The following is a 13,952-nucleotide window of genomic DNA, read 5'->3' as shown; positions in this document are numbered from 1 at the left end:
CTCGAGGTCGGCACCATGCTGGCGGGGCCGTACGCGACCATGTTGCTCGCCGATCTCGGTGCCGAGGTCACCAAGATCGAACCGGCCGGCGGCGAGATCTCCCGCAGCGTCGGCGCCACCTATTTCGCCAGCCTCAACCGCAACAAGTCCAGCGTCACGCTGGACCTCAATTCCGATGCCGGACAGCAGCGATTGGGTGAACTGGTCGCCGAATCCCATGCGCTGCTGGTGAACCTCAAGCCGTCGGCCATCCGCCGGCTGGGCCTGACCTACGACGAGTTGCGACGGCACAACGAGCGGATCGTCTGCGTGGCGATCACCGGCTTCGGCCTGTACGGCGGCGATGATCCGGCCTTCGATTACGTGGTGCAGGCGGGTGTCGGCACCGCCGCCCTGACCGGCGATCCGGACGGCCCGCCGACGCTGCCCGGCTACTCCTCGGCCGACAACTCCACCGGAATGACCGCGGCATTGGGGTTGTTGGCGAAAATCATCTCGGGTACCGGCGGGCAGGTGGATGTGTCGCTGCGCGACGTCATGCTGTCCCAACTGAACTACCACGCGTCGGCCTATCTCAACGGGGGCGTCGAGCCGCAGCGCCGCCCCCACGGGGCCCACTCCTATTACGTTCCCGCTCAGCTTTTTCCGACGGCCGAGGGATATCTGGCGCTGTTCATCACGCATGACGGCTTCTGGAAGTCGTTCGCCGCCGAAGCGGGCATCGGGGGTTTCGAAACGATGGCCGAGCGAGTCGCCCGCCGTGACGAAGTGCTGGCGGTCGTGACGGCGATGCTGGCCACCGACAGCGCCGTCGGGTGGGAACGACGGCTGCGCCCGCTGGGAGTTCCGGCGGCGGCCGTCCGAACGCTGCCCGAGGCGCTCGAGGCGACGCCGGAAGTGGTCGTGACGGCGGGCGAATTCCGTTTGGTGGGCAGCCCGATCCACATCTCGGGGTATGAACCCGAATACCGTCCGGCGCCGGAGCTTCCCCAGCAGGCCCAGTAGCCCCCGAACGTCAAGTTAATTTCACACTCGCGGTCGAGCGTGAAAGTAACTTCACGCTCGAGGCCGGCGGCGGAGCTTCCCGAGTAGCGCGCCGCTCAGGTTTGCGCAGGCCCGGTGAGCACAGCCTCGGCGATCTTGCGGAAGGCCGCCAGCAGACGGCTGCGATCCCCAGCGCGACAGGCCAATACGACATGGCTGGGTTCGACCCCTTCCAGCGGGACCGTGGTGATGTCCGGCCGCACACCGTTGCCGTACACGCCCGCCGTGATCGCCACGGCTTGCCCCGAGGCAATGAGTTCGAACTTGTCCTCTAGCGCCTCGATGAACGGGCCATCGGGTGCTCGGCGGCCGTCGGGTCGCGGATCGATGCGCCAGAAGGCGCTCCAGGCCGGATCCGAATGCCGCACCCGCGGCATGGGTTCGTCGGCGATGTCGTCGAGGGTGACCGATTTCCGGCCGGCCAGGCGATGGTCGACTGGTATCGCCAGCACCCGCGGTTCGTCGTACAGGATCGTCACGTGCAGCCCTTCGGTCGGGAACGGCAGCCGGGTCACCACCGCGTCCACCCGATGGCCGAGCAACGCGTCGAGCGCCTGGTCCCAATCCAAATGCGTGACTTGGACATCGGCTTCGGGATGCTCGCGGCGCATCTCACGCACCGCGGGTGTGACGATCATGCCCATCGTGTAGCCGATGGTGATCCGGCTGGGCTGCGCGGCCGCTCGCGCCTGCGCGGTGGCTTGGGCTGCCGATCGCAGCAGCGCCTTGGCCCGGGGCAGAAACAATTCGCCCGCCTCCGTGAGCCGGGTGCCCTGCGGGGTGCGGTCCAACAGGCGGACGCCGAGTTGCTGCTCGAGCCGGCGGATCTGGCGGCTCAATGACGGCTGCGCGACGCGTAGCGCTGAGGCGGCCCGGCCGAAGTGCCGATGCTCGGCGACGACGACGAAGTAACCCACCAGCCGCAGGTCGAGGTCCACCACCGGCGATGCCGAGTCGGTCATGCGCCCAGTGTAATGCGATCTCGCCCTGCTACACGCCGCAGAAGGCGTGGTGAGGTGCCGTGATGCCTGAATTGCATGGCGCGATATGAAACAGGACTTGGACACCGCCATCCGGCCGCCATTGACTTGATGGCATACCTCCAGGCGACCAGAAGGGAACCCTCATGCACGTCTTTGTCACGGGCGCGACCGGTCACATCGGCTCCGCCGTTGTCACCGAACTCCTCGATGCCGGGCACCAGGTCACCGGATTGGCGCGGTCGGACGCGGGCGCCGCCGCCCTGCACGCCGCGGGGGCGACACCCCGACGGGGAGATCTCGACGACCTCGACGGCCTGCGCGCCGCGGCGGCGGCGTCCGACGGCGTCATCCACCTCGCCTTCAAGCATGACTTCGACGACTTCGCGGGCGCCGCCGAGACGGACCTGCGCGCCGTGCGCGCCCTCGGGGAAGCACTCGTCGGTTCCGATCGGCCGTTCGTCAGCACATCGGGATCTCTGCTGCTTGCGCTGTTGGGGCAGGGCGGTGTCGCCACCGAGCACGACACGCTGCCATCCGGACCGCGGGTCGACTCCGAGAACGCGGTGATCGCGCTCGCCCAGCGAGGGGTTCGGTCGTCGGTGATCCGCCTTGCCCCGCTGGTGCACAGCGACCTCGATCACCATGGCTTCGCCCACCACCTGATCAACGTCGCCCGCGAGACCGGCGTGTCCGGCTACCTTGGCGATGGCGCCAACCGCTGGCCGGGTGTGCATACGCTCGACGCCGCACGCTTGTACCGGCTGGCGCTCGAAAACGCGCCCGCCGGAACGCGTTTGCACGGCGTCGACGATGAGGGTGTGCCGTTTCGCGACATCGCCGCGGTCATCGGTCGTCACCTGGACGTGCCGACGTCCAGCATCGCCGCCGAAAATGCCGGCCACTTCGGCTTTCTCGCGCTCTTCGCGTCGCTGGACAATCCGACGTCGAATGCGTTGACGCAGAAGATCCTTGACTGGCAACCGGAACAACCGGGGCTGCTCGAGGACCTCGATGCCGGCCACTACTTCGGCGAGTGAGCGCAACAGTGACTGACTCGGTGATCGCCTCGGCACGCCAGGCGCTGGGCCCGGTTGGGGTGTGTCTGCCCGTCGCGTTCACCAGCACACCGCCGGCCGACCCGTTGCGGCAGGCCGCGCGCCGTCTGGAAAACGCCGGGTACGGCGCGGTCTGGACCAACGAGGTCATCGGCAAGGACGCCTTGGTGCAGCTCGGCGTGCTGTTATCCGCCACCGACCGAATGGCCTTCGGCACGTGCATCGCCAACATCTGGGCGCGGCCGGCCCAGACCATGCACGCCGCGGCCACCCAACTGGCGCAGGCGTATCCGGGCAGAATCGCGCTGGGGTTAGGCGTCGGCTACCCGGAGCAGGCGGCCGGCGTCGGCCGCGAATTCGGCAGTCCGCTGGCCGCCATGCGCGACTACCTGGAGGCCATGGACAGCCCGACGTGGCCGCCGGCGCCCGACGCGCCCTATCCCCGGATCGTCGCGGCCAACGGGCCGAAAATGCTTGCGCTGGCCGGCGAAAAGGCGAATGGGGCATTCCCCGGCGGGATGCCGCCGAAGTTCACCGCCCGGGCCCGCGAGGCGCTCGGACCCGACAAGCTCCTGGTCGTTGGCGTGTCGGTGGCGCGCGACATCGAGGCCGCGCGCGATGCGGTGTCTGCCAGACTGGGCCTGCCGTCTTACGCGTCAAGACTGGTGAAGCTGGGCTACCCGGCTGGTGACATCGACGATGTGAGCGATCGACTAGTCAATGCGCTTGTCGCGCATGGCGATCCGGAGGACATCGCGACCAAGGTGGGGGATCACCTGGCGGCGGGTGCGGATCACGTCGCGCTGCTTCCGTCCATTGACGGTGAATTTGCCGCCGGCATAGGACAATTCGAAGAGCTGGCTTCGACGCTGATCGGCTAGCCGCCGAACGTCGAGTTGTCGGGCCAAAAGCGGCGCCGATTTCGCGCAACAAGTCGACGTTCGGGCCTCAAGAGTTGGACGGCGCGAGCTGCTTTTCCTGATACAGCCGCGCCCACTCGGCCCGCGAACGGATCGACACGTCCACGTCACTTCCCTTGGCGCGCAGGGCCTTGACGGTCGCCTGCTCGCGAGGGGTCCGGGCGAACGGGTCCCATCCGAAGAACTTGCACGAGTTCTGCCAGGTGATCTTGTCGATGTCGGAATCGTCGGCCCCGGCAGCGTTCAACTCGGCGAGCACCTGCTCGGGCGCGTCCGGCCAGAAGCAGTCCGAGTGCGGGTAGTCGCACTCCCAGGCGATGATGTCGATGCCGATCTCATGGCGCAGCTTCAGCGACGTCTTGTCGGTGACGTAGCACGCCAGCGAGTGTTCGCGGAAGACGTCACTGGGCAGTTGAGAACCGAAGTCGCGGCGGAGCCATTTCTGGTTGGTGTAGTGGCGGTCGCTGCGATCCAGATAGAACGGAATCCAGCCGATACCGCCTTCGGAGAAGGCGAATTTGAGATCCGGATAGTTGCGCATCGCCGGGCCCCACAGCAGATCCTGGGCGCACATCGCCGACACCTGGGTGGCCAGGATGATCAGGTTGTCGATCGGCGCGTTGGGCGCCATGCTGATCGCCCCGAATCCGGTGCCGATGTGAAGACACATCACCACGTTCTCCTCGGACAACGTGCGGAACACCGGACCCCAGTAGTCCTCGTCGTGGTAGCTCGGAAGTCCTTCCAGGTGAGGCAACTCCGGCATGGTGACCGCGCGGCAGCCCTTCGCGGCGACGCGGCGGATCTCGGCGCACATGCCCTCGGGTGTCCAGGTCGGCAGGATCGCGATCGGGATGAAGCGGTCCGGGTGGGACCCGGCCCATTCGTCGATGTGCCAGTCGTTGTAGGCCGACACCATCACCAGGGTGACGTCTTCGCGCGTCATGTTGAGGTGACGGGCCGAAAAGCCGGTGAACGTTGGGAAACACATCGACGCGAGGATGCCGTTGCGGTTCATGTCCCGGACGCGTTCGTGGACGTCGTAAACGCCGGGACGCATCTCGGCGAAACCGGCGGGATCGCGGCCCCACTCCTCGGCCGGCCAGGACACCACGGCGTTGAGTCCGCTCACGCCCTGCGGCCTGCCCTGGTACATCCACTGGTCGACGCCCTTGTCGTCGGTGACGACGACGGGCGCGTCGTCCCGGTACTTGGCGGGCACGTGCCGCACGAACATGTCCGGTGGTTCCACCACGTGGTCGTCGATGCTCACCAAGATCAGGTCATCGACCTTCATCAAGCAGTCCTCTCCCGCGCAGCCCGAATTCGATCAGCCGCTGCGCTCGGTGGTGGTCTCGAGCAGTCGTGGAATGGGCGCCGGATCCAGCTGCAGGGCATCCGACATGTGCAACTGCCCCGCGTTGGCGATCATGTTGTCCAGGATCGCCTGCAGGTCGTCGCCCTCGATCTCGTAGATGGCGACATAGGGTCCGTCGGCGTCGACGGGACGCAGCCGGCGCGCCGAGACGAATCCGTCCAGGGCGACGAGCTCACCCAGGTGCACCTCGTCGTACCAGGTGTTGTACTCCTGTTCGCGCTCGGGCGAACTGGGTCGGCTTTCCACGAGGATGATGCCCTTGGCCATCGTCGCCGCCACCTCTCTGGTTGCTACTCGTAGCGCACCGTGACCGAGTCCGTATCCGGAACGCCCTGGCACGTCAGAATGTAACCCTCGGCGACCTCGTCCTCCTCGAGAGCGTCGTTGACCCGCATGGTGGCATGGCCGTCTTCGAGCTTGGCCATGCACGTACCGCAGTTGCCGGCTTCGCAACTGAAGGGGGGCTCTAGCCCGGCCCGTCGCGCGGTCTCCAAGAGAGTCTCGCCCGGGACGATGGGCACCGATACCTTCTTGCGGTCGAGATGAATCGTCACCGTTCCGGCGCTGGAGCCGTTTGTTGCCGGATCTGTCACCCGCGAGGTCCCCTCGATGGTCCGGGTGATCGTCACTGCGACCGCCCCCTCTCACGTATTTGCATTCTTCAGTATAGAGAATACTATTCTCACGAAGCGACAGCATCTTCTCAAGACTGTATGGATGTCGGGTCAGCCCGGTCTGTCAGGGAAGGACGGGACGTGACCGAGCCGGCGGCGCTCGCGTTCGAGGAACGGCGATTCAGCGCGCCCGAACTCAACGCGCTGGCCGACGGGTGGGCCGCTAACCTGGCAAAATACGGTGTCACCCAGGGTCAACGCGTCGCCGTGATGGCGTCGAATCGGCCGGAGTTCCTCGCCGTGGTGCTGGCGATCTGGCGACTGGCGGCCACCGCCGTGCTCATCAGCCCCGCGTGGAAGCGCGACGAGGTCGCCCATGCGCTCGCGCTGACCAACCCCGAGCACGCCGTCGGGGACCAACCGGTGCTGGCCGGTCTGATGCCGGTGTTGCATCTGGACGATCCGGTCGCGCCCGCGGAGCCGATAGCCCTCGGCGCGCCGCCCACGAACGACGCGGCGCTGGTGTTCAGTTCCGGCACCACGGGGCTGCCGAAGGCCGTCCGGCACACCCACGCCTCGCTGGGCGAGGCGGTGCGGCATTGGCGCCAAGCGTTGCAACTGACGCACCAGGACCGGATCCAGGTTGCGACACCGCCGTCACACATCCTGGGACTGTTGAACCTGCTGACCGCCCTCAAGGTCGGCGCCTGTGTGCGGCTGCACCGCCGGTTCGACATCGACCGGATGCTGCAGCACATCCAAAGTGACCGCATCACAGTAGAAATGGCGGTCGCACCCATCGCGCTGGCGATGGCCTCGCATCCCGACCTCGAGTCCTATGATCTGTCCTCGCTGCGTTACATCATGTGGGGGGCCACGCCGGTCAGCACCCATGTCGCAGAGGCGGTGACCCGGCGCGCCGGAGTGCGTTGGCTTCCGGCTTACGGAACCACGGAATTGCCTGTCGTAGCGTGTAATCCGATCGATGGGCCGCGGCTCGACACCGTCGGACGGGCGGTGCCGGGCGTGGACCTACGAGTCGTTTCACTGGAGACCGGCGAGCCGGTCGGCCCGGGGGAGGTCGGTGAGATCCAGGCCCGGTCGGCGTCGCTCATGGCCGGATACTTGCCGGCCGAAGCGACCGGCGAGGCGGTCCGTGACGGGTGGTACCGCACCGGGGATGTCGGCTGGCTCGACAGCGGCGGATGGTTGCGAATCACCGATCGCCTCAAAGAGATGATCAAGGTGCGCGGCTTCCAGGTTGCGCCCGCCGAAATCGAGACGGTGCTGCACGGCCATCCGGCCGTCAAAGACTGCGCGGTGTTCGGCATCCCCGACGGGCTCAACGGCGAAGCCGTCGTCGCCGCGGTGGCGACGTCCGGTCCCGTCGATGCGGCCCAATTGACCGCCATGGTGGACGACAAACTGGCGACCTATAAACATCTGAGCCGGGTGGTGTTCGTCCCCGAAATTCCCCGCCTGCCCTCCGGCAAGGTGCTGCGCCGAGTGCTGAAGGAGCGCCATGGATGTACGTCTGACAGCTGAACAACGGCAACTACGCGATGCCGCCGGCAAGCTTGCCGACGATCTCGGGCCGGCCACGGTGCAGGATCTCGACGACCAGGATCGAATTGCCCGCCTGGACAAGCAGATCGAGAACACCGGGTGGCGGTCGTTGCGTTCCGACGGCGCATCCGGCGTCGAGGTGGCCATCGTGGCCGAGGAATTCGGGCGCCGTTTGGTTGACACGCCGTTTCTCGGCCCGGTGCTCGCCGACGATCTGGGCCGCCACGTCGGTGCGGACGTGTCCGCGGCCACCGTCGCCTTCGACGATCGGGTGATCGACGCCCGCGGCGCCCGGCGCGCCCTGTCGCTTTCGGACGGCTCGGTCCTCGCCGTCGATGTGCAGGCGTCGCCGCAGAGCGTCGACCTCACGCGGGCCGACGGAACGATCGCCGGCGCGCCGGAGCCGTTGGGCGATGTGTCGCCCGAGGTCGCCGCACAATGGCGGGCCCTCGCGTTGGTCACCACGACGGCCGACTTGGTCGGCATCGCCCGGGGCGCACACGCCGTCGCCTGTGACTACGCGAAAATCCGTGAACAGTACGGCAAGCAGATCGGCTCGTATCAGGCCATCGCACACCTGTTGGCCGAAAGCCTTGCGCTGATTGAGGGTTCGGTGAGCGTGTTGCGTCATGCCGCGTGGGCGGTGGACGAGCTTGCCGCCGCCGAAGCCGACCGGGCCGCCCAAATCGCAAAGGTCTACTGCGCGCGCGCCACCCGGACCGTCTGCGAGACGGCCATCCAGGTGCACGGCGGTATCGGCAACACCTGGGAATGCGTGGCGCACGTCTACCTGCGCCGGGCCCTCACATCGACCGAGCTGTGGCCGGTCGCGTTGAAGGAGATCGATCTTGGACTTTCGTGACTCACCCGATGAAGCCGCCTTCCGGGAGCGGCTGCGCACCTGGCTTGCCGCACACGCCAAGGAGTACTCCGGCTCGGGTGACGAGTACTGGGTGCGCATGGCCGACTGGCATCGCGCGTTGTACGACAACGGATTCTTCGGCCTGTCCTGGCCACGCGACTGGGGCGGCAAAGACCTGGCACCGGTCTACGACGTCATCGTCGACGAGGAGTTGGTGCGTGCCGGTGCGCCCCCGCGCCCCAGCGTCGGATATCTGGTGTACGGCATCGGCGCTCATGCCAGCGATGAGCTCCGGAAGCGCTTCCTGCCCGGCATCATCAACGGCACCGAGCGCTGGTGTCAGGGCTTCAGCGAACCGGGCGCCGGCTCGGACCTCGCGTCGTTGACCACCACCGCTCGCCCCGAAGGCGACAACTATGTGGTGAACGGGCACAAGATCTGGACCAGTTATTCCGATGTGGCGGACCGGTGCCTGTTGCTGGCCCGCACCGACCCCGAGGCCAAGCGCCACCGCGGCCTGTCCGCTTTCGTTCTCGACATGAAACAGCCTGGCGTGCAACAACGCCCGCTGCAGATGATCAACGGGGTGACCAACGAATTCGGTCAGGTGTTCTTCGATGATGCGACGGTGCCGGCGGACCGGATGGTAGGCGCTCCCGGCGATGGCTGGGCCGTGGCCATGACCGTCGTCGGGCATGAGCGTGAGCCGTCCACGCTCGGCTACGCGGCCCGCTACGGCAAGCTCGTTCGAGAGTTGTTGTCGCGCAACGACGGAGAAGTGCCCGAAGAGTTGGCGTGGGCCGCGGTTCAGTCGGACATGCTGACCCATCACGTGCGGCGGCGGCTGTCCGAGCAGCTCGACGGGGTATCGCACGGCTCGGAAGGTTCGCTGGACAAGCTGCTGATGACGTGGGTCGAGCAATCCGTCGGGCATGCGGCCCTTGCCGTTACGGGGACTCGCGATCCCGACCTGCTGAGCGCCTACCTGTACAGCCGGGCGCAGAGCGTCATGGGCGGAACATCACAAATACAGAAGAACATCATCGCTTCACGAATCTTGGGATTGTAGGAGTGATCGCGAGCGCGGGCGAAGCCCGGGCGAAGCGGGTCACGACCATTGAAGGAGTGATCGCGAGCGCGGGCGAGGCCCGGGTGAAGCGGGTCACGACGATTGAAGGAGTGATCGCGAGCGCGGGCGAGGCCCGGGTGAAGCGGGTCACGACCATTGAAGGAGTCTGACGTGTACGACATGCCTACCGAAATCGACGTTCAGGCCGACGGTGCCTTGCGCATCATCACGCTCAACAGGCCGGATTCGCTCAACTCCGTCAACGACAACCTGCACGTCGGACTGGCACGGTTGTGGCAGCGACTGACCGATGACCCCACGGCCCGTGCCGCGGTGATCACCGGCGCAGGCAGAGCGTTCTCGGCGGGTGGCGATTTCACGTATCTGGAAGAGCTGGCGAACGATGCCGAGCTGCGCGCCAAGACGATTCGGGACGGGCGCGAGATCGTGTTGGGCATGGCCCGCTGCCGCATTCCCGTGGTGGCGGCGGTCAACGGTCCCGCCGTCGGCCTGGGCTGCAGTCTGGTGGCACTCAGCGACATCGTCTACATCGCCGAGGACGCTTACCTGGCCGACCCGCATGTGCAAGTCGGGCTGGTGGCCGCCGACGGTGGACCGTTGACCTGGCCACTGCACATCAGCCTGCTGCTGGCCAAGGAATTCGCCCTCACCGGCACCCGAATCAAGGCGCAGCGCGCCGTCGAGCTCGGCCTGGCCAACCATGTGGTCGACGACCCGGTTGCCGAGGCGATCGCCGCCGCCAGAAAGATTTTGGAATTTCCGCAGCAGGCGGTGGAGAGCACCAAGCGGGTGCTCAACATTCATCTGGAGCGGGCCGTGCTCGCGAGCCTGGACTATGCACTCTCTGCCGAAAGTCAGTCGTTCGTCACCGAGGACTTCCGGGCCAACGTCGCGAAATTCAACGCGGCAAAGAAGAACTGAGGTCGTTGCCGCCGGTCGTCCTCAGGCGTCGTGCCGGTGCAGGAAATCGCGCATCACGAAGTCGAACTTGTCTGGCTCCTCGATGAAGGGCATGTGGGCGCTGGCTTCGAACAGCTCGAAGCGCGAGCCAGGAATGCGTTGGTGCATATCCCACATGTGTTCGGGCACGCATTCGTCATACCTGCCCGCGATCACCAGTGTGGAGACGGCGATTTCATGGAGCCTCTCGAACACATCCCAGTTGCGGATCGTCCCGACGATGCGAAAGTCGCTGGGGCCGAACATGGTCTCGAAGATTTCGGCGCCCATGTTCCGGAACGCATCCTCGAGCTCTCGCGGCCACGGCCGTACCCGGCACAGGTAGGTTTCGTTCCAGGTGCGGATGGCGGCCCGATATTCGGGCGCGTGCGTGCTGCCGGCGGCTTCATGCTGGTCGATGGCGGCCTGGGTGGCCGGGTCTAGCTCGGACTTCAAGCGCGCCACTATGTTCGCGAACGCTGGGATGGAGGCGATGCTGTTCGAGATGGTCAGGCTCGCGGCGCCGGGCGGTGCCACGTCGAGCACATACTGCTGGGCCAGCATCCCGCCCCACGAATTGCCGAAAAGATGGAAGCGGTCCAAATCCAGGGCTCGCACCACGGCGTCCATCTCGGCCACCGAGCGCTCCATGGTCCAAAGCCCGCGGTTGGGTGGGCATGTCGAGTTTCCGCAGCCGAGCTGATCCCAGAAGATGACCTCGCGCTCCGTGGCCAACCGCCCCAGCGACCGCAGGTAATCGTGCGGCAGTCCCGGGCCGCCGTGAATGACGAGCAGCGGAAAACCCGGACCCCCACCGGTCCGTTTGAACCACACGTTGCCGCCCGGGACTGCGATCGTCCCCTCCGGCGCAGTCGTCGCGTCCGCCATCAGCAGCAGTGTAGGCAATCGTGGCCCACCCGCGGTGGGCTGCGGCGAGGGCCGCTCCTTGCGACCCGTACTCTCGCAATGAGAGAATATGGTTCTCATGAACGAGTGGATCGCTCTTGAAGTTCGGCACCTGCTGGCTGAACTGGAGAAGGCCCGTGTCTGAAGCCGACCGGTGGAGTGGGCTCGGCGACGGTGATCGAGGTCGCGGCACCATAATGCGTACATGATCATCGCTGATCTGATTGCCCGCGCGCGCAATGGATCTCCCCGCGCCGCCGGTCGCCTCCTCAGCCTCGTGGAGAGCGAGCAGCGCGACGAGGTCTTGGCGACGATCGGTCCCGCACCGGACGGCATGGGACCGGTCGTCGGCATCACGGGGCCGCCGGGCGCGGGAAAATCGACGACGGTGGGCGCGCTGGTCAGCGCCTACCGCGGACGCGGCCTCCGGGTGGCGGTATTGGCGGTGGACCCGTCGTCCCCGTTCAGTGGCGGCGCGCTCCTGGGCGATCGAATTCGAATGGCCGCGCATATCAACGATTCCGACGTACTCATCCGGTCGGTGGCAACCCGTGGGCATCTGGGCGGCCTTGCGGCCGCGGTTCCGGCGGCCATCCGGCTGCTCGGCGCGATCGGTTACGACGTGGTCCTGCTGGAGACGGTGGGGGTGGGGCAGTCCGAGATCGAGATCGCCGCGGTCGCCGACCCGACCATCGTCATTCTCAATCCCGGTGCGGGCGACGCGGTTCAGGCCGCCAAGGCGGGCGTGCTGGAAGTCGCCGACATCGTGGCGGTCAACAAGGCGGACCGGGACGGTGCCGAACAGACGGTTCGGGATCTCCGGGCCGAAACCAGCGCCCCCATCGTTTCGTTGATCGCCGCCCGGGGCGAGGGCATCGAAGACTTGATGGCCGCGATCGAGGACCACCGCCGCACCGACAGCCGCGCCCGCAGGCTGGCCCGAGCCCGGGCCCAGATTCTGTCGCTGGCGCAAACCCGGCTGCGTACCCAGCCCGATCTCGACCGGCTGGCCGAGGCGGTCGTCGACGGCGAACAGGACCCGTACACGGCTGCCGATCAGCTGATCTCACCTGCCGCGACTCAAACGGACTGACCGTCCCCTGCCCCGATCGGGGGACGTGCGTCCCCTGCGGTCGCCCTGAGTTGAGGGTCAGGCAGATCAGTTGAGACCCAATTTGGTTCGGGTTAGCGTACACGTCGGCGTTGCTGTGCGAGTCGTGAACGAATCTTTTGATGCCTCGACACTTTTGGGCCTTTGATCCGGTGCTAGTCATTACCGGCGGCGGCAAGTTCCCTAGTTGTTGGTGGGTGGTGGTTGGGGTTGGAAGGGTGTGTACCACCACCAGTCGGCGCGTTCGCCGGTAGGTCCCGCACACGGCGCCACCGCAGGCGGGGGTGTGGTTGGTGGGCACGCCAGCGATCCCGGGCTTAGTGCTCGGCCCGCGTCGTCGATGACGGTGAGCGCGCCGGCGGGTCCGGTGATGGTGATCATGCCGCGATGGTGCAAGCGGTGGTGATAAGGGCAGAGCAGTACCAGATTGGCCAACTCGGTGGGGCCGCCGTCTTCCCAGTGCCGCAGGTGATGGGCGTGAAGACCGCGGGTGGCCCCACAGCCGGGCACCACGCAGGTGCGGTCGCGGTGCTCGAGCGCGCGGCGCAGCCGCCGGTTGATCACGCGGGTCGACCGACCTGAGCCGATGACCTCGCCGTGACGTTCCAACCACACCTCGCAGGTGGCATCACACATCAAGTAGCGGCGCTCGGCGTCGGACAGCAGCGGACCCAGATGCAATGCCGCCGCACGCTTTTCAACGTCGAGGTGCACCACCACGGTGGTGTGCTGCCCGTGTGGACGGCGGGCCGCCTCGGCGTCCCAACCCGCCTCGATGAGGCGCATAAACGCCTCACCAGTGTTCGGCAACGGGGGCCGCTGACCTGAAGCACTCGCGCCCTCGCCGTGATCGCGTTTCCACTGGGCGATCAGCGCATCCCGATGAGACGCCAACGCCGCGTCGAACTTCGCTGCATCCAGGTGGCCAAGTGTGATCCGATAGCAGCTGCCGTGCTCGCTGGTGGTCGCGGTGATCGACCGCTCGGGCTCGGGCCGCGGTTCGGGGTCAGGTCGGGGTTCCAGCTTCACCGCGGTGCGCAGCTGATTGACCGTGGCCACCGACGCCAGCTGCGCGTAATGCTCATCCGAGCCCTGCCCGGCGCGCGCCGCGATGACGCCGACCTGATCTAGCGACAGCCGACCTTCCCGCATGCCCGCCGCGCAGCGCGGGAACTCCTGCAGCCGGCCCGCGATGGTGGCGATTGTGTGGGCGTTGGCCGGCGAGCAGCCGGTCTTCCAGGCCACCAACGCCGGCACCGACCGCGCGCCGGTCATGCCGCACAGCTCGTCGCGCTCGATCTCGGCCACGATCTCCACCATGCGCCCATCAATCGCGTTGCGCTGACCGGTCAACTCTGCCAACTCCTCGAACAACACCTCAAGACGCTCTTTAGGACTGGCCACCACGACGCCGGCGGATGCGTTCGAAGACATGACCCCATCATCGCAGCCACCACCGACAAAACCGGCGCGCAGCCGCCCGA

The 13,952-nt window shown here is 66.8% G+C and carries 15 protein-coding genes; 9 read left to right on the top strand and 6 right to left on the bottom strand.

Annotated elements, in window-relative coordinates; genetic code table 11:
* Positions 1 to 15 precede the first annotated feature (15 nt).
* Positions 16 to 1,005, top strand: a complete 990-nt coding sequence (locus tag AC5Y30_RS13695) for a CaiB/BaiF CoA transferase family protein (RefSeq protein ID WP_499919046.1) — start codon at positions 16 to 18, stop codon at positions 1,003 to 1,005.
* A 95-nt stretch (positions 1,006 to 1,100) separates the two neighbouring features.
* Here the strand turns inward: AC5Y30_RS13695 and AC5Y30_RS13690 are convergent, their stop codons facing one another.
* Positions 1,101 to 2,006 (bottom strand): LysR family transcriptional regulator, encoded by a 906-nt coding sequence (locus AC5Y30_RS13690; RefSeq protein ID WP_499918805.1) that lies wholly within the window; start codon positions 2,004 to 2,006, stop codon positions 1,101 to 1,103.
* A gap of 164 nt (positions 2,007 to 2,170) precedes the next feature.
* Here AC5Y30_RS13690 and AC5Y30_RS13685 point away from each other — a divergent pair, with 164 nt between their 5' ends.
* Together AC5Y30_RS13685 and AC5Y30_RS13680 are read left to right on the top strand one after the other, a co-directional pair.
* A complete protein-coding gene (locus AC5Y30_RS13685) occupies positions 2,171 to 3,064 on the top strand; it encodes an SDR family oxidoreductase (protein WP_499918803.1) in 894 nt (297 codons plus the stop codon).
* Positions 3,065 to 3,084: 20 nt separating this feature from the next.
* Entirely contained in the window at positions 3,085 to 3,963 is an 879-nt protein-coding gene (locus AC5Y30_RS13680; RefSeq protein ID WP_499919044.1) for a TIGR03620 family F420-dependent LLM class oxidoreductase, read from the top strand.
* 67 nt (positions 3,964 to 4,030) lie between these two features.
* On the opposite strand, the gene AC5Y30_RS13675 is transcribed toward AC5Y30_RS13680, so the two are convergent.
* From AC5Y30_RS13675 to AC5Y30_RS13665, 3 genes are read right to left on the bottom strand one after another with little or no spacing between them, the layout of a single operon-like run.
* Positions 4,031 to 5,299: an amidohydrolase family protein gene (locus AC5Y30_RS13675; protein ID WP_499918800.1), complete on the bottom strand. Its 1,269-nt coding sequence runs from the start codon at positions 5,297 to 5,299 to the stop codon at positions 4,031 to 4,033.
* Positions 5,300 to 5,332: 33 nt separating this feature from the next.
* Positions 5,333 to 5,647 (bottom strand): hypothetical protein, encoded by a 315-nt coding sequence (locus AC5Y30_RS13670; protein WP_499918797.1) that lies wholly within the window; start codon positions 5,645 to 5,647, stop codon positions 5,333 to 5,335.
* Between the two features lie 23 nt (positions 5,648 to 5,670).
* Positions 5,671 to 6,009, bottom strand: coding sequence for a 2Fe-2S iron-sulfur cluster-binding protein (locus tag AC5Y30_RS13665; RefSeq protein WP_499918796.1), 339 nt, complete (start codon positions 6,007 to 6,009; stop codon positions 5,671 to 5,673).
* A 126-nt stretch (positions 6,010 to 6,135) separates the two neighbouring features.
* Here AC5Y30_RS13665 and AC5Y30_RS13660 point away from each other — a divergent pair, with 126 nt between their 5' ends.
* From AC5Y30_RS13660 to AC5Y30_RS13640, 5 genes are read left to right on the top strand one after another with little or no spacing between them, the layout of a single operon-like run.
* Complete coding sequence (locus tag AC5Y30_RS13660) at positions 6,136 to 7,539, top strand: class I adenylate-forming enzyme family protein (RefSeq protein WP_499918794.1); 1,404 nt, start codon at positions 6,136 to 6,138, stop codon at positions 7,537 to 7,539.
* A complete protein-coding gene (locus AC5Y30_RS13655) occupies positions 7,517 to 8,422 on the top strand; it encodes an acyl-CoA dehydrogenase family protein (RefSeq protein ID WP_499918792.1) in 906 nt (301 codons plus the stop codon). Before AC5Y30_RS13660 ends, AC5Y30_RS13655 begins: the two co-directional genes overlap by 23 nt.
* On the top strand, positions 8,409 to 9,491 hold the full coding sequence (locus AC5Y30_RS13650; protein WP_499918788.1) for an acyl-CoA dehydrogenase family protein: 1,083 nt from the start codon (positions 8,409 to 8,411) through the stop codon (positions 9,489 to 9,491). The genes AC5Y30_RS13655 and AC5Y30_RS13650 overlap by 14 nt, the downstream gene beginning before the upstream one ends.
* A gap of 2 nt (positions 9,492 to 9,493) precedes the next feature.
* Complete coding sequence (locus AC5Y30_RS13645; protein WP_499918784.1) at positions 9,494 to 9,661, top strand: hypothetical protein; 168 nt, start codon at positions 9,494 to 9,496, stop codon at positions 9,659 to 9,661.
* A 1-nt stretch (position 9,662) separates the two neighbouring features.
* Positions 9,663 to 10,433 (top strand): enoyl-CoA hydratase/isomerase family protein, encoded by a 771-nt coding sequence (locus tag AC5Y30_RS13640; protein WP_499918782.1) that lies wholly within the window; start codon positions 9,663 to 9,665, stop codon positions 10,431 to 10,433.
* 21 nt (positions 10,434 to 10,454) lie between these two features.
* Here AC5Y30_RS13640 and AC5Y30_RS13635 read toward each other — a convergent pair whose 3' ends face one another.
* Entirely contained in the window at positions 10,455 to 11,339 is an 885-nt protein-coding gene (locus AC5Y30_RS13635; protein ID WP_499918781.1) for a proline iminopeptidase-family hydrolase, read from the bottom strand.
* A gap of 223 nt (positions 11,340 to 11,562) precedes the next feature.
* Between AC5Y30_RS13635 and meaB the strand changes: the two genes are divergently transcribed.
* The gene (gene meaB, locus AC5Y30_RS13630; protein ID WP_499918780.1) at positions 11,563 to 12,450 is read left to right on the top strand and encodes a methylmalonyl Co-A mutase-associated GTPase MeaB; all 888 of its coding nucleotides are present in this window, start codon (positions 11,563 to 11,565) and stop codon (positions 12,448 to 12,450) included.
* Positions 12,451 to 12,651: 201 nt separating this feature from the next.
* On the opposite strand, the gene AC5Y30_RS13625 is transcribed toward meaB, so the two are convergent.
* The gene (locus AC5Y30_RS13625; RefSeq protein WP_499918779.1) at positions 12,652 to 13,902 is read right to left on the bottom strand and encodes an HNH endonuclease signature motif containing protein; all 1,251 of its coding nucleotides are present in this window, start codon (positions 13,900 to 13,902) and stop codon (positions 12,652 to 12,654) included.
* Positions 13,903 to 13,952: the final 50 nt, after the last annotated feature.

Source organism: Mycobacterium sp. NGS27, from assembly GCF_059813005.1.
The sequence above is the reverse complement of the archived record's forward strand: the minus strand, read 5'-3'. Positions and strand labels throughout refer to the sequence as shown.

Coding starts and splice junctions, on each gene's coding strand:
- AC5Y30_RS13695 (WP_499919046.1), top strand. CDS start 16: ATGCTGGCGGGGCCGTACGCGACCATGTTGCTCGCCGATCTCGGTGCC.
- AC5Y30_RS13690 (WP_499918805.1), bottom strand. CDS start 2,006: ATGACCGACTCGGCATCGCCGGTGGTGGACCTCGACCTGCGGCTGGTG.
- AC5Y30_RS13685 (WP_499918803.1), top strand. CDS start 2,171: ATGCACGTCTTTGTCACGGGCGCGACCGGTCACATCGGCTCCGCCGTT.
- AC5Y30_RS13675 (WP_499918800.1), bottom strand. CDS start 5,299: ATGAAGGTCGATGACCTGATCTTGGTGAGCATCGACGACCACGTGGTG.
- AC5Y30_RS13670 (WP_499918797.1), bottom strand. CDS start 5,647: ATGGCCAAGGGCATCATCCTCGTGGAAAGCCGACCCAGTTCGCCCGAG.
- AC5Y30_RS13655 (WP_499918792.1), top strand. CDS start 7,517: ATGGATGTACGTCTGACAGCTGAACAACGGCAACTACGCGATGCCGCC.
- AC5Y30_RS13635 (WP_499918781.1), bottom strand. CDS start 11,339: ATGGCGGACGCGACGACTGCGCCGGAGGGGACGATCGCAGTCCCGGGC.
- meaB (WP_499918780.1), top strand. CDS start 11,563: ATGATCATCGCTGATCTGATTGCCCGCGCGCGCAATGGATCTCCCCGC.
- AC5Y30_RS13625 (WP_499918779.1), bottom strand. CDS start 13,902: ATGTCTTCGAACGCATCCGCCGGCGTCGTGGTGGCCAGTCCTAAAGAG.